This is a genomic window from Streptomyces sp. NBC_00028 (assembly GCF_045041065.1).
Lineage (GTDB): Bacteria > Actinomycetota > Actinomycetes > Streptomycetales > Streptomycetaceae > Streptomyces.
In genome coordinates this window covers 2,314,629-2,329,171 of record NZ_CP108293.1, presented here as the reverse complement: position 1 = coordinate 2,329,171, position 14,543 = coordinate 2,314,629, and the positions used below count along the sequence as shown (strand labels likewise).

At 72.0% G+C, this 14,543-nt stretch carries 11 protein-coding genes; 9 read left to right on the top strand and 2 right to left on the bottom strand.

Annotated features, from left to right (window positions below; all coding sequences use genetic code 11):
• Positions 1-120 precede the first annotated feature (120 nt).
• Positions 121-1,305 (top strand): cytochrome P450, encoded by a 1,185-nt coding sequence (locus tag OG885_RS10315; RefSeq protein ID WP_405729425.1) that lies wholly within the window; start codon positions 121-123, stop codon positions 1,303-1,305.
• Between the two features lie 66 nt (positions 1,306-1,371).
• Here the strand turns inward: OG885_RS10315 and OG885_RS10310 are convergent, their stop codons facing one another.
• Positions 1,372-2,373, bottom strand: coding sequence for a Gfo/Idh/MocA family oxidoreductase (locus OG885_RS10310; protein ID WP_405729422.1), 1,002 nt, complete (start codon positions 2,371-2,373; stop codon positions 1,372-1,374).
• 129 nt (positions 2,374-2,502) lie between these two features.
• Here OG885_RS10310 and OG885_RS10305 point away from each other — a divergent pair, with 129 nt between their 5' ends.
• From OG885_RS10305 to OG885_RS10275, 7 genes are all read left to right on the top strand, one after another.
• Complete coding sequence (locus OG885_RS10305) at positions 2,503-3,240, top strand: GntR family transcriptional regulator (protein WP_405742674.1); 738 nt, start codon at positions 2,503-2,505, stop codon at positions 3,238-3,240.
• A 150-nt stretch (positions 3,241-3,390) separates the two neighbouring features.
• Positions 3,391-4,539: an ROK family glucokinase gene (locus OG885_RS10300; protein WP_405729419.1), complete on the top strand. Its 1,149-nt coding sequence runs from the start codon at positions 3,391-3,393 to the stop codon at positions 4,537-4,539.
• Positions 4,536-5,120, top strand: a complete 585-nt coding sequence (locus tag OG885_RS10295; protein WP_329333014.1) for a sugar kinase — start codon at positions 4,536-4,538, stop codon at positions 5,118-5,120. The genes OG885_RS10300 and OG885_RS10295 overlap by 4 nt, the downstream gene beginning before the upstream one ends.
• A gap of 97 nt (positions 5,121-5,217) precedes the next feature.
• A complete protein-coding gene (locus OG885_RS10290; protein ID WP_405729415.1) occupies positions 5,218-8,046 on the top strand; it encodes an SNF2-related protein in 2,829 nt (942 codons plus the stop codon).
• The gene (locus OG885_RS10285; RefSeq protein ID WP_405729412.1) at positions 8,043-10,397 is read left to right on the top strand and encodes an SWIM zinc finger family protein; all 2,355 of its coding nucleotides are present in this window, start codon (positions 8,043-8,045) and stop codon (positions 10,395-10,397) included. The genes OG885_RS10290 and OG885_RS10285 overlap by 4 nt, the downstream gene beginning before the upstream one ends.
• Positions 10,398-10,520: 123 nt before the next feature.
• On the top strand, positions 10,521-11,546 hold the full coding sequence (locus tag OG885_RS10280; RefSeq protein ID WP_405729409.1) for a hypothetical protein: 1,026 nt from the start codon (positions 10,521-10,523) through the stop codon (positions 11,544-11,546).
• 907 nt (positions 11,547-12,453) lie between these two features.
• The gene (locus OG885_RS10275; protein WP_405729406.1) at positions 12,454-13,083 is read left to right on the top strand and encodes a hypothetical protein; all 630 of its coding nucleotides are present in this window, start codon (positions 12,454-12,456) and stop codon (positions 13,081-13,083) included.
• A 39-nt stretch (positions 13,084-13,122) separates the two neighbouring features.
• Here OG885_RS10275 and OG885_RS10270 read toward each other — a convergent pair whose 3' ends face one another.
• Entirely contained in the window at positions 13,123-13,893 is a 771-nt protein-coding gene (locus tag OG885_RS10270; protein ID WP_405729403.1) for a transposase, read from the bottom strand.
• A 499-nt stretch (positions 13,894-14,392) separates the two neighbouring features.
• Here OG885_RS10270 and OG885_RS10265 point away from each other — a divergent pair, with 499 nt between their 5' ends.
• Positions 14,393-14,515: a hypothetical protein gene (locus OG885_RS10265; RefSeq protein ID WP_405729400.1), complete on the top strand. Its 123-nt coding sequence runs from the start codon at positions 14,393-14,395 to the stop codon at positions 14,513-14,515.
• Positions 14,516-14,543 lie beyond the last annotated feature (28 nt).

Sequence of the window (14,543 nt, the reverse complement as noted above, 5' to 3'; positions counted from 1 at the left end):
TGCGACTTGATCCGCCGGACAGGCCCTAGCGGGCACTCGCGGGTGCTGCCGAGCGTTGTGGGGGCAACGGGGGGGCGGTGAGCGCTCCCGGGCGTTGTGGGGGCGACGAGGGGGATCGGGATGACCGAAGTGATCGACCTGGGGGAGTACGGGGCGGCTTTCCGCACGGACCCGCATCCGGTGTACGCGCGACTGCGCGCCCGTGGACCGGTGCACCGGGTCCGGCTGCCGGTGCCCGACGCCCACCACGAGACCTGGCTGATCGTGGGGTACGAGGAGGCGCGCGCGGCGCTCACCGACCCGCGCCTGTCCAAGGACGGCCGCAGGATCGGCGTGACGTTCCTCGACGAGGAGCTGATCGGCAGGTACCTCCTGGTCGCCGACCCGCCCCAGCACACCCGGCTGCGCTCCCTGGTCTCCCGCGCCTTCACCGTGCGCCGCGTCGAGGAACTCCGGCCCAGGATCCGGCAGATCACCGACGACCTGCTGGACGCGATGCTGCCGCAGGGCCGCGCGGACCTGGTGGAAGCGCTGGCCCACCCACTGCCCCTGACCGTCATCTGCGAACTCCTCGGCGTCCCCGATATGGACCGCACGGAGTTCCGGAAGATCACCAGCGAGGCCGTCGCCCCCACCAGCGCCGAGAGCGAGTACGACGCGTTCGTCCGGCTCGCCGAGTACCTCACCGAGCTCATCGCGGCCAAGACCTCCGCAGGACCCGGCGGCGACCTGCTCGGCGACCTCATCCGCACCACCGCCGAGGACGGCGACCGCCTCTCCCCTGAGGAACTGCGGGGCATGGCCTTCGTCCTGCTGATCGCGGGCCATGAGACCACGGTCAACCTGATCACCAGCGCGGTGTACGCCCTGCTCACCCACCCGGACCAACTCGCCGCCCTGCGCGCCGACATGAGCCTGCTCGACGGCGCCGTCGAGGAGACCCTGCGCTGGGAGGGCCCGGTGGAGAACGCCACGTACCGGTTCGCCGCCGAGCCCCTGGAGATCGGCGGGGCGCGGATGGCGCGGGGCGACGCGGTGATGGTCGGCCTCACCGCCGCCGACCGCGACGCAGCGCGCTACCCCGCCCCCGACCGCTTCGACATCCGCCGCGACACCCGGGGCCACCTCGCCTTCGGCCACGGCATCCACTACTGCCTGGGCGCCCCACTGGCCCGCCTGGAGGCCCGTACGGCGATCCGGACGCTGCTGGAGCGAGCACCGGAACTCGCCCTCGACGGCCCCACCGGCGAGTGGCTGCCGGGGATGCTGATGCGGGGGATGCGGAGCCTTCCGGTGCGGTGGTGACCGGGGGCGGGGCTCCGTCAGCCCTGTGCCCCGTCAGCCCGTGCCCCGTCGGGGCCCTGTGCCCCGTCAGCCCAGTACCTCTCCCAGCCGCACCGGCCGCCGCTCCCGCCGTGACACCTCGCACGCCTCGGCGATCCGCAGGGCCTGCAACGCCTCGCGTCCGTCGCAGGGGTTGGCGCGCTCACCCCGTACCACCTCGACGAACGCGTTGAGTTCGGCCTCGTAGGCCGGTCCGAACCGCTCCAGGAACCCTTCCCACGGCTTGTCGGCGGCCGGGGGACCCGTCGGCTCGGTGGACGCGATCGGGGTGCGGTCGTCGAGGCCGACCACGATCTGGTCGAGCTCCCCGGCGAGTTCCATGCGGACGTCGTAGCCCGCCCCGTTCAGCCGGGTCGCCGTCGCCGTGGCGAGCGTGCCGTCGTCGAGGGTGAGGACGGCCGCGGCCGTGTCGACGTCGCCCGCCGCGCGGAACATCGCGGGCCCCGCGTCGGACCCGGCGGCGTACACGTCCACGATCTCCCGTCCGGTGACCCAGCGCAGCATGTCGAAGTCGTGGATCAGAGTGTCCCGGTACAGCCCGCCGGACAGCGGCAGCCAGGCGGCCGGCGGCGGCTCCTGGTCGGAGGTGAGCGCCCGTACGGTGTGCAGCCGCCCGAGCCGTCCCGATCGCACCGCGTCGCGCGCGCCCGCGTAGCCCGTGTCGAAGCGGCGCTGGAAGCCCATCTGGAGGACCGTCCCGGCCGTCTCGACCTCGTCGATGGCCTGCAGCGTGCCGGGCAGGTCGAGCGCTATCGGCTTCTCGCAGAAGACCGGGAGCCCCGAGCGCGCTGCCCGACCGATCAGTTCGGCGTGCGCCGACGTCGCCGTGGTGATCACCACGGCGTCCACGCCCCACTGGAAGATCTCGTCCACCCCGGGGGCGGCCGTCTCCCCTAAGCGATGTGCCAGCTCCTGTGCCCGTGTGCCGTCGGCGTCCGTGAGGATCAAGGACCCGACGTCGCGATGACGGCTGAGCGTCCTCGCGTGAATGGTGCCGATCCGGCCGGTACCGATGACCCCGATGCGCATGTGAACAAAATGTGGTCGCGAACCCCCCGCTGTCAATGCATATGTCCGGACAATCGAACTACACAACTTCCCGTCAACCGGCCACGCGGCTACGCTCGGCCCGTGCCGAAACCAGATGTGGACCCGACCGTGACACTCGACCTCAGCGTGGACCGAAGCAGCCCGGTGCCGTTGTACTTCCAGCTGTCCCAGCAGCTGGAGGCCGCGATCGAGCACGGAACGCTCACCCCCGGCAGTCTGCTCGGCAACGAGATCGAACTCGCCGCGCGCCTCGGCCTGTCCCGGCCGACCGTCCGCCAGGCCATCCAGTCGCTCGTCGACAAGGGTCTGCTCGTCCGCCGTCGCGGGGTCGGCACGCAGGTCGTGCACAGCCAGGTCAAGCGCCCCCTGGAGCTCAGCAGCCTCTACGACGACCTGGAGACGGCCGGACAGCGCCCGGCGACCAAGGTCGTCGTCAACACCCTCGTCCCGGCCTCCGCCGAGGTCGCGGCGGCCCTCGGCGTGGCCGAGGACAGCGATGTGCACCGCATCGAGCGGCTGCGCCTGGCACACGGCGAGCCGATGGCGTACCTGTGCAACTTCATCCCGCCCGGCCTGCTCGACCTGGACACCGCCCAGCTGGAGGTCACCGGCCTGTACCGGCTGATGCGCTCCGCGGGGATCACCCTGCACAGCGCCCGCCAGTCCATCGGTGCCCGCGCCGCGACCACCGCCGAGGCGGAGCGGCTCGCCGAGGAGACGGGCGCGCCGCTGCTCACCATGCAGCGGGTGACCTTCGACGACACCGGCCGCGCCGTCGAGTTCGGCACGCACACGTACCGGCCGACCCGCTACTCCTTCGAGTTCCAGCTGCTCGTGCGCCCCTAGGGAGTCGCCGGGGAGTCCCTCACCCGGCGCCACAGGCCCGCTTGAGCCGGGTCGACTTGGTCGCAATGTCCGGACAAAGTGACCGAGCTGGGTCTCGTCTATGTTTCCCCGTACGGCACCCGTACCGACGGTGAGGCAGAATCGAGGCCGATGAGCACCTACGGCAACTTCAGCGCCCCGATCGGCTCCCGCCGCGCCCCGGCCCTGCGCACGGTCGGCACCCGCGAGCGCCGCTCACACCTGACCGCACCCCGCGTGCCCACGGTGGGCATCGACATCGGCGGCACCAAGGTGATGGCGGGAGTCGTCGACGCCGACGGCAACATCCTGGAGAAGCTCCGGACCGAGACCCCGGACAAGTCCAAGAGCCCGAAGGTCGTCGAGGACACCATCTGCGAGCTGGTCCTGGACCTCTCCGACCGCCACGACGTGCACGCGGTCGGCATCGGCGCGGCCGGCTGGGTCGACGCCGACCGCAACCGCGTCCTGTTCGCTCCGCACCTGTCCTGGCGCAACGAACCGCTGCGCGACCGCCTCGCGGACCGCCTCGCCGTGCCCGTCCTGGTCGACAACGACGCCAACGCCGCGGCCTGGGCCGAGTGGCGCTTCGGCGCGGGCCGGGACGAGGACCACCTCGTGATGATCACGCTGGGTACCGGCATCGGCGGCGCGATCCTGGAGGACGGCCAGGTCAAGCGCGGCAAGTACGGCGTCGCGGGCGAGTTCGGCCATATGCAGGTCGTCCCCGGCGGCCACCGTTGCCCGTGCGGCAACCGCGGCTGCTGGGAGCAGTACAGCTCCGGCAACGCGCTGGTGCGCGAGGCCAAGGAACTCGCCGCCGCCGACTCGCCGGTGGCCTACGGGATCATCGAGCACGTCAAGGGCCAGATCGGCGACATCACCGGCCCGATGATCACGGAGCTGGCCCGCGAGGGCGACGCGATGTGCATCGAGCTGCTCCAGGACATCGGCCAGTGGCTCGGCGTCGGCATCGCCAACCTCGCGGCCGCCCTGGACCCCTCCTGCTTCGTGATCGGCGGCGGTGTCTCCGCCGCCGACGAGCTGCTGATCGGTCCCGCGCGGGACGCCTTCAAGCGCCAGCTCACCGGGCGCGGCTACCGCCCCGAGGCGCGCATAGTCCGAGCCCAGCTCGGCCCCGAGGCTGGCATGGTCGGCGCGGCGGACCTGGCGCGGCTGGTCGCCCGCCGCTTCCGGCGCGCCAACCGGCGCCGTGTCGAGCGGTACGAGCGCTACGCGCGGTACACGGAGGCCCGCCGCACGACCCGGGAGTCCCTGTGACGGCCTCGCTGCCACGCCAGGCGGCCCACTCCCCGGACGAGCCGCCCCGGCCGACCGAGGACCGCCGCCACCGCAACCGCCGCCGCGCGCTCACGCTGCTCATCATCGTGCTGCTCATCGGCGTCCCGGCCGGCTATCTGGTGATCTCCGCCAACCAGAGCCGCAACAGCGGCAAGGACAAGGAGGCGAAGTACTCGGCGACCGGCCTCACCGCCGGGTACCCGTCGAAGGTCCAGCGCCGGCTGTACCAGGTGCCGGTCCCGCACCCCGCGGACCGGATCGCGTACTACGAGACCAACAACTGGAAGACCAGCCGCCTCTACGTCCAGTTCCGCACCTCCAACGCGGGCCTGGACACCTTCCTCGCGGGCGTCGGCGTCGGCCGCGACGACCTCAAGCAGGGCGACATCACCATCAGCGCCCGCGACCAGAAGATCACCGGCTGGTCCTTCACCGGCCCCGGCCCCTGGGCGGGCCTGGTCCACAAACAGAAGAACCCCGCGCCGACCCAGGACATCGTCGTGAACACCGCCGACCCGGCCAACCCGATGGTGTACGTCGTCTCCCGCACGGTTCCGTAGGAGGGGGCGTGGCCCGTCGCCGGAGCCGATTGTCAGACCCCGCCCGTAGAGTCGTAGACGTCTGATCCGACACGCGGGTGGGGAGGTGGCAGGACGTATGAGCGACACGGTCACGGCGGTGGCCGACCGGGCGACCCAGCCGCTCTCCGCGCGCCTCGCCGCCGTCTTCCTCCCGGACCCGCTCCCGCGCGAGGGCCGGATGGCCTTCTGGGACCCCGAGGACGGCCCCCTGCCCGACGGAGCCGACGGTCGCACGGACCTCACCGTCGTACGACGGCACGGCGCCGGTGTCCGTCGGCGTACGGCCCCCGCGCTCACCGTCCCCCTCGCCGAGGCCCTGCCCCTCCTCGTGCGCGCCCGGCGCGACCCGGCCGCCCATCCCGCCACCGCCTGCTGGGGCGCCGCCGCCCTGCACGCCCTTCGGCTCACCGCGCGCGGCCGGCTGCTGCCCGGCCTGACCGCCACGGGCCATGACGCCTGGCGGGCCGGCCCCCTCGACCCGGACGACATCGCGCACCTGCGCGCCATCGCCGCCGCCCTTCCGTACGAGGGTCATGCCGTCCCGCTGCCCGGCCCTGGCCCGCTGCGACTGCCCGAGCCGGAAGCGCTGATGCGCGCCTTCCTGGACGCCGTCGCGGACACCCTCCCGCGCACCCCGGCCGCCCCCTTCGCCTCCGGCAGGCCCTTCGCCGACCGCCGCCCGCAGCATCTGCCCGGTGCGCACGACTGGGCCGCGGAGGTAGCCGCCGGCATGGACGCGGGCGTGCGCATCTCGCTCCGCCTCGACCTGTCGGCCTACGAACTGTTCGACACCGGCGACGGGGTCCGCAGCGCCGGTGCCGCCATCGTCCAGGTGCACAGCCTCGCCGACCCCACCCTCGTCGCCGACGCGGCGGCCCTGTGGGCGGGCGAGGCCGACGCGGTCTTCGGGCCCCGCGCGCGCGTCGACGCCGCCCTCGCCGTGCGGCGCGCGGCCCGGGGCTGGCCGCCCCTGGACCGGCTCGCCGAACAGGACGTCCCCGACGTACTGGCCCTGTCCGAGCACGAGTTGGGGGAACTGCTCGGTGTCGCCGCGACCCGGCTCGCGGCGGCGGGGGTCGCCGTGCACTGGCCGCGGGACCTGGCGCACGACCTCAGCGCCGCCGCCGTGGTCCGACCCGCCCCGGGTTCGGCGACCGACGGCACCGGGTTCTTCGAGAGCGAGGAACTGCTCCAGTTCCGCTGGCAGTTGGCGCTCGGCGGCGACCCGCTCACCGAGGCCGAGATGGACACGCTCGCCGAGGCCCATCGTCCTGTCGTCCGGCTGCGCGACCAGTGGGTGCTGGTCGACCCGGCGCTCGTCCGCAAGGCCCGCAAGCGCGAACTGGGCCTGCTCGACCCGGTCGACGCGCTGTCCGTAGCCCTCTCCGGCACGGCGGAGGTCGACGGCGAGACGGTGGAGGCGGTCCCGGTCGGCGCGCTGGCGGCCCTGCGGGACCGGCTGACGGCGGGGATCCGCCCCGCGGAGCCGCCGCCGGGCCTGCACGCCACGCTGCGCGACTACCAACTCAGGGGCCTCGCCTGGCTGGACCTCATGACCACCCTCGGCCTCGGCGGCTGCCTCGCCGACGACATGGGCCTCGGCAAGACGATCACGGTGATCGCGCTGCACCTGCGACGCGCACGCACCGAACCCACGCTCGTGGTCTGCCCGGCCTCGCTCCTCGGCAACTGGCAGCGGGAGATCACCCGTTTCGCACCGGGCGTCCCCGTCCGCCGCTTCCACGGCCCCGAGCGCAGCCTCGACGACCTCGACGGCGGCTTCGTCCTGACCACCTACGGCACCATGCGGTCGACGGCCGCCCGGCTGGCCGAGCAGCAGTGGGGCATGGTCGTCGCGGACGAGGCGCAGCACGTCAAGAACCCCTACTCGGCGACGGCGAAGGCCCTGCGCACGATCCCGTCGCCCGCGCGCGTCGCCCTCACCGGCACGCCCGTGGAGAACAACCTCTCCGAACTCTGGGCCCTCCTCGACTGGACGACACCAGGGCTCCTCGGCCCGCTCAAATCCTTCCGCGCCCGCCACGCACGCGCGGTCGAGAACGGCGAGGACACGGAGGCGGTGGAACGGCTGGCCCGCCTGGTCCGCCCCTTCCTCCTGCGCCGCAAGAAGTCCGACCCCGGCATCGTCCCCGAACTGCCGCCCAAGACGGAGACGGACCACCCCGTCCCGCTCACCCGCGAACAGGCCTCCCTCTACGAGGCGGTCGTACGCGAGTCGCTGTACGCCATCGAGACGGCGGACGGCATCGCCCGCAAGGGCCTGGTCCTGAAGCTGCTGGGTGCGCTGAAACAGATCTGCGACCACCCGGCGCTGTATCTGAAGGAGGACGCCGGTGGCGCCGAGCGGCTGGCGCTGCGCTCCGGCAAACTCGCCCTGCTGGACGAGCTGTTGGACACGGTCCTCGCCGAGGACGGCTCGGCGCTCGTCTTCACCCAGTACGTCGGCATGGCCCGTCTGATCACCGCCCACCTCGGCGCCCGCGCGGTCCCGGTCGACCTGCTGCACGGAGGCACGCCGGTGCCGGAACGCGAACGGATGGTGGACCGCTTCCAGGCCGGCGCGACACCGGTCCTCGTCCTCTCCCTCAAGGCGGCGGGCACCGGTCTGAACCTCACCCGCGCGGGTCATGTCGTCCACTTCGACCGCTGGTGGAACCCGGCCGTCGAGGAACAGGCCACCGACCGCGCCTACCGCATCGGCCAGACCCAGCCCGTCCAGGTCCACCGCCTCATCACCGAGGGCACGGTGGAGGACCGCATCGCCGAGATGCTCGAAGCGAAGCGGGCCCTCGCCGATGCGATCCTGGGCTCCGGCGAATCGGCCCTGACGGAACTGACGGACCGCGAACTGACCGACCTCGTCTCACTGCGGAGGGCGCCATGACCGCGCGCCCGGCGGACGAGGCCCGCCGCGCCCTGCGGGAGGCACGCGAAGCCCGACAGCGGAGAGCCGCGGAGGAGGAAGCGGCGCAACGCGGGGGACGTGAGGGCGGCGCCGCGATGCCGCGACGAAGCTCCGACTCGGCGGACGGTGGGGCGGGGGCGGAGCAGGACGTTCCGGTGCGGGATGGGGTCGGGGCCGGCGGGCCGGAGCCGCAGGATGCCTCCGGTGTGACAGGCGCCGGGCAGGCGGAGCCGCAGGGCGCCCCCGCAGCTGGTGGTACCCAGCCCCCGGCACCCGACAGCGGGCTCGGCGCGGGAGACGGCTCGACAGGTGCGGCGGAGAACCCGACGGGCGCGGCGGACGCGGCCGACGGTGGCGTCGGCGAAAACCCACCCGCGCGCCCCGCCGACCGTGCGCGTGAGGCGTTGCGGGCCGCCAGGGCGGAAGCGCGGCGTGCCGCCCAGGTGGAGGGCGTGGCTGAGGCTGCCGCGAGCAGGCGGCGCACGTCGCAGCGGCCGGCCCCCCTCGCGCCCGGCTCCCCGCCCGGCAAACGAGGCGGCGGCCGACGCGCGCGTGACCTCCGGGCCCTGATCGGCGACGCCTTCCGCATGCCCGACGACGGGGACGAGCCGACCGGGCCCGGCGACGCCAACGCCCAGGCCGTACAGCCGGGTTCGGCCGATCCGGCGTCCCCCTACGGCGAGACCCCGACGGAGGCACCCGCCGCCCCTGCCGCACCCTCCCCAGCCCCGGCCACGCCACACACCTCCACTCCACCGACGCCCGCCACCAACACCCCGCCCCGCACCCCCGCCGAGCCCCGCCCCTTCACCGCCCCCTCCGACTCACCGGCCTCGGCCCCTGGCCACCCGGGCGCCCCCGTCGAGCCCCGCCTCTCCACCCCCTCCTCCGACTCACCGGCCTCGGCCCCTGGCCACCCGGGCGCCCCCGTCGAGCCCCGCCTCTCCACCCCCTCCTCCGATTCACCGACCTCGGCCCCCGGCCACCCGCGCACCCACGCCGAGCCCCGTCCCTTCACCGCCCCCTCCGACTCACCCACCTCAACCCCCCGCCACCCCCGCTCCATGGCCGCCCCCGGCCGGGACGGTGAACTCCGGCGTACCTTCCCGGCGTTCGGCTCCCATGCCTCGGGCGGGGAGCACGGCTTCGCCGAGACCTGGTGGGGCAATGCGTGGGTCACGGCGTTGGAGGAGGGGGCGTTGGACGCGAAGCGGCTGGCGCGCGGGCGGGGGTACGCCGAGCAGGGGAACGTCGACGCCATCACCGTGACGCCCGGCCTGGTTCTCGCCTATGTGCAGGGGAGCCGTCCTCGCCCCTACCGCGTCCAGGTGCGGTTGCGCACGCTCGACGACGCGGAGTGGGGGTGGTTCCTGGACGCCGCCGCCGAGCGCCCGGGCCACATCGCCGCGCTGCTCGACAAGGAGATGCCGCATTCGCTCGCCGAAGGCCGGGTACGGCTGCTCCCCGGGCCCGGAGAGCTCGACCCGCACTGCAGCTGCCCGGACCGCGGACACCCCTGCAAACACGCCGCCGCCCTCTGCTACCAGACCGCCCGCCTCCTCGACGCCGACCCCTTCGTACTGCTCCTGCTGCGCGGCCGGGGTGAGCGTGAGCTGCTCGACACCCTCTCCCGGCTGAGCGCCGCCCGCGCGGCCCGCGCCGCCCAGGAGAAGGGACCGGCGCCGCTGCCCGGCGTACGCGCCACCGATGCCCTCACGCCCCGTCAACTTCCGCCGCTCCCGGCGCCGTTGCCCGTGCCAGCGCACCCCGAGCAGCCCCCGGTCTACCCGGCGGCCCCGGGCGGCCCCGACCCCTTCGCGCTGGACCAGTTGGCGACCGACGCCGCCGCCCGCGCCCACGCCCTGCTCGGCACCGGCCGTGACCCGGTAGCCGAACTGACCCTGTGGCAGGACGCGGTACGGCTCGCCGCGGCCCGCCCCGGTTCCGGACTCACCGCCACCACAAGGTCGTTGTACGCCTCGCTCGCCTCCGCCGCCGACCGCACCCCGTCCGACCTGGCCCGCGCGGTCGCCGCCTGGCGGCAGGGCGGGTTCGAGGGACTCGCCGTACTGGAGGAACCCTGGGACCCGCCGGCCGGCCGTTTCGACCGGGCCCGCCCACTGCTCCTCGCCGCCGACCTCCCGGCCTTCCGCCCCTGGCGCAACCACCTCACCCACCCCCGCGGCCATGTCCAACTCCGTCTCGGCCGCGACGGGTTGTGGTACGCGTACGAGTCCGACCCCGGCGCCGACGACTGGTGGCCCCGCGGCACGCCCGACCTCGATCCGGTCGGTGCCCTGACGGGTCTGGGCGCCTCGGCGGAGAGTTGACCTCATTTCCGCACCATCTCGCCACAAACCAGGTGACGGCAGCGGACACATCAGCAACTACACTGCCGCGATGTCGCCGCGCGACACAGCGAACTGACAGCGGAACACCTCGGGGGAACAGAGATGGCAACGGGCGGATGGGGCCCCGGCACGGGCCCGGGACAGGCGGGGCACCCCGGCGGCAACCCCAACGGCGGTCAGGGCTGGGGCCCGCCGCCCGGCCCGCCGTCGAACAACCCTTATGGACTCCCGCCCCAGGGCGGCCCCTACGGACCACCGGCGCCGACTCACCCGTACCCGCCGCAGAACCCGTACCCCTACGTTCCCCCGGCCCCGACGCCCGGCCGAGTGCCGCGTCGGCGCAGCCGACTGTGGTTCCTCTCCCTGCCCTACCTCACCGCCGCCGTCATCCGTTCCGCGCATCGCGTCGCCACCCGGCTCTTCGTGCAGGCGGGCGACGATCGCATCCAGGACCGCACCGTGGACCGCGTCCAGGTGGCCCGCACCGTCCTCGGCGCCGCCGCCACCGTTGTCCTGTTCCTCGTCTACGGCGCGGACAAGGGCGGCTGGCAGGACGCGGCGGCCGGCAGTGCCGCCCAGGCGCTCGTCGCCCCGGTCCTGCTGATCGTCGGCGGTCCGCTGGTCATCCTCGGCTTCATCTACTACGCGCCCCAGCATCTGCGACCCCACCTCCGCTCCCGGCTCCGGGTCCCGCTGAAGGCGGTCGGCTGGTATGTGACGACCGTGGTGGTCCTCGGCGGAACCCTTTTCGGAATCTCCCTGTTGGCCAAGACCGACCTGCACGGCTGGCAGGGGTTCGTGGTGGGGCTGGCGGGACTGGCCGCGCTGGCCTGGGGTCTTCCCTTCTTCGTCCTGGCCTCGCTCTACTCCGCGCGCAGCGCTTTCAACACCGGCCACGTTCATCCGATGCTGCCGCCCGTGGTGACGATGGTGTTCGTGTGGGTGTTCGCGATCTTCAACCTGATCGACAGCGGGATGCCGGCGCAGGGCCCGCCCGGCGTTCAGCTCTGCTCCCTGCTGGGCGGCCCGGTGTCGGTGACCGTCGTCGCGCTCTGGGAAATGCGGCGCATGCGGACCCGCTACGGCGTGACCGTCCGAGGTACGGCCCCCGCCCCCGGTTTCCCGTAACGCGCCCGTCGGTGAAGACGATGTGAGGGTTCGCCGTCGATGTGCGGGAGCCAGGTGTGGGGACTGGGGGCCCAGGGGCCGGGCGCTCAGAAACGGCGGTTAGCGTGGAGCGGTGAGTGAGACGCAGACCCCCGCCCTCCAGTACCGCCTCGACGGCCCGGACGACGCCCCGGTCCTCATCCTGGGCCCCTCGCTCGGCACGACCTGGCACATGTCGTAGAAACCGTCCGCGGACGTCCAGTTGGTCCAGGCCGAGCGCGTAAGTCCAGGTCAGGCCACTGTGGCGTGAGTGCGTCCGCAGGGTTGGTGACCCGCTCGTGATCGCTTGTGATCGCTCGTGTGATCCCTCGTGACAGGTGAGGCCCCCGCCGGCTTGCTTCGGCGGGGGTCCTGCGCGGACGAGGACCTGATACGAAGACGCCCCGTCGGCTTGCTGCGGCGGGGCGTTGTCGTGCAGTCAGCGCGCGGCCCCGCGGTTCTCGTCCTTTGCCCCCAGAACCAGTGAGTCATCAGCCCATGCTTTGGCGATAGGGATGCGAGTGGTAGTTCCGCCTCAGGTAGATGATCTTCCCGACCACCTCGACGCGCGTCGCGTTTGGGGTCGTCTCCGGGGCCTTGGAGCGGGTGCGCAGGCCCTCGACGCCCTCGGCCTGGTGGCGGCTACTAGGTGTAGTACGCCTGCCGGCTGATCCCGAAGTAGCGGCAGGGCATCGCGACGTTCCCAACGAAGTCTTCGACGTGGCGTATGACCGCCAGGCGCCGGCCTCACGGTCAAGCGGCGGGGTGGGTGGAGGTGGACTTCAGCATGCGGATCTCAGTAGTGATCAGAGACCCAGGTGTCAACAGTGATCGTCAGTTTTAGACCGACACTGCGCTTCCTGAGCCAGCTGCTGCGTACGCTGCACGGATGACGCAAGAGTGGACCTCGGCCATGAGTTTCTCCTCGTTTGCTCCTCCTTCAGGTGCGCGGGACGAGGCGGCAGCAGCCATCGACCTACGCGAGGACGTGGAGGCGATAGCAATGCGCTGGCAGGCTTTCAGCAGCCGCGGGGCCCTAGCAGGCTGGGCTTCGGAAGAGAGTTTGCGGCAGGCTGGTGTCCCGGGCTACGGGCCGCTGATCAACCGGGTGGTGGAGATCCATGGGCTGATGGGCAGCATCGGAGAGCAACTCGCCCTAGCCCGGGCCGCAGAACAGGACGCGCAGCGTCACCGGCTGGGCGCCGCGATCGCTGACCCGCAGCAAGCAGCCGTCCTTGAACACAGCCGGCGGATGGCGGTGCGCGCGCTGTGCGAGGTGAGTACACATTTCGTTCTCGGTGCTGCTCACGGCCTGGCCAACCTGGTTTTGCGGACAGTTTTGTGCCACTCGGCTGCCGCCAACGAGGTAAACCAGGCGAAGCGCTTGAAGAAGGCGCAGGGCTTTCCCCCGGGCACCGACCTGAAGGATGCCTGGCTGACGTTCGGCCCTACAGGCGACGTCTGGTCCACATTGCTGCCAGCAGCAGCCGCGACAAGCGGCCTAAGACTTGTCCCGTAAATGATCTCGGACGCGCTCGCTGACCTGCTCGTTTCTTCGTCAGCCGGCGAGTGTGAGGTTGTGCAGGCGGGCGATGCCGAGGATGGCGTGGTGAACGCCGTCGCCTTTCAGGCGGCAGTCGCGGAGTATCTTCCAGCTCTTCATGCGGGCGAAAGCATGCTCGATGCGTGCGCGGACTTTGCGGTGGGAGGTGTTGTGTTCCTCTTTCCAGGCCGGTAGTTCCGTCTGGCCGCGTTCGCGGCGGTGCGGGATGATCAGGCCGGTGCCCCGGTAGCCGCCGTCAGCGATCACCGTCGTCTTGCCGGCGGCATCTTTGGCGCCGGACAACTCCCACGCCTTGCAGTCATTGCGATTGCCGGGCATGGGCCGGCCTACGGCAACGACGAGCCGGGTGTCGGCGTCGATGACGACCTGATGATTGGTCGAATAGCGGTAGTTCTTCGACCTCTCGGCCACTGCGTGGTCGCGGGTAGGGACCAGGGTGCCGTCCACGATCAGCACCGTGTCCTTTCGGAACCGCTTGCGTTGCTGCATGGCCAGCGCCGGCCCGAGGTGGTTGACGATGCGGTCTGCCGCGGACTTCGACACGCCGAAGAGCGGGGCGAGTTGGCGCAGCGTCAGGTTGGTTCGCCAGTATGCGGCGACCAGTAGTACCCGTTCCTCAAGCGGCAGGCTCCACGGCCTGCCCTTGCGGACGGGGTCGACGCCTTCGCGCCGCAGCGCGGTGACCAACTTGCGAAACTGACGCGGGCTCAGTCCGGTAAACGGGGATATCCAGGACGGCTCTGACGCCGTGATCACACCAGGCACGCCAAGATCGTCTCACTCGCGAACAGCAGCGCGGGACGGCCCTCGCAGGGCGGAAGTGGGGGGTGGATACACGGCAAAACATCTCCAGACCCGAGCTGGCTGCCGGGGCCTGTCCGACCCACCCCCCATAGCCGCGAGTCCCTCACGATCTCCGTCCGGCCCAGCACACCCCACCGTATCCCGAGCCACTGACAACACGGCTGGCCGTAGGCGAGTGCTGCGTAGCACCGCCAGGGCAGTCAGCTGCATCAGCCGACAACCAGTTACGGGACATCCCTTAGCCTCTCTGCAGGAACTTGTGGCGCGGCTCCGACTGCTGCAAACCGATCCGCGGTTTGTTGCACTGGAACAGCGGCGTGGGATGGATTACCACCGTCACCGCCCGCAGTCTTTGGACCACACCTCACCGCGCGCCGGTCTGTGGTCATACGATGCCGTTCACAAGGTCTCCACGATGCGTATGCCTGCCGCCTCGGCAGACGCAGAACGGGATGAGGAGATGGTCCATCGCATCAGCGCCGATGCCCTGGAGTGCCTGAGTACGGCCCTTACCGACCTTGAGCCCCTGCTGGGTCGGAGTCTGCGCGACTGCCATCTGGCCTGGATGCCGGTCGACGCTTGAGGGGCAGATCACCCAACGGCAATAAACA

What these genes read in the sequence shown, in the direction of transcription:
- OG885_RS10315 (WP_405729425.1), top strand. Translation starts at nt 121, where the DNA reads ATGACCGAAGTGATCGACCTGGGGGAGTACGGGGCGGCTTTCCGCACG.
- OG885_RS10310 (WP_405729422.1), bottom strand. Translation starts at nt 2,373, where the DNA reads ATGCGCATCGGGGTCATCGGTACCGGCCGGATCGGCACCATTCACGCG.
- OG885_RS10300 (WP_405729419.1), top strand. Translation starts at nt 3,391, where the DNA reads ATGAGCACCTACGGCAACTTCAGCGCCCCGATCGGCTCCCGCCGCGCC.
- OG885_RS10290 (WP_405729415.1), top strand. Translation starts at nt 5,218, where the DNA reads ATGAGCGACACGGTCACGGCGGTGGCCGACCGGGCGACCCAGCCGCTC.
- OG885_RS10285 (WP_405729412.1), top strand. Translation starts at nt 8,043, where the DNA reads ATGACCGCGCGCCCGGCGGACGAGGCCCGCCGCGCCCTGCGGGAGGCA.
- OG885_RS10280 (WP_405729409.1), top strand. Translation starts at nt 10,521, where the DNA reads ATGGCAACGGGCGGATGGGGCCCCGGCACGGGCCCGGGACAGGCGGGG.
- OG885_RS10275 (WP_405729406.1), top strand. Translation starts at nt 12,454, where the DNA reads ATGACGCAAGAGTGGACCTCGGCCATGAGTTTCTCCTCGTTTGCTCCT.
- OG885_RS10265 (WP_405729400.1), top strand. Translation starts at nt 14,393, where the DNA reads ATGGTCCATCGCATCAGCGCCGATGCCCTGGAGTGCCTGAGTACGGCC.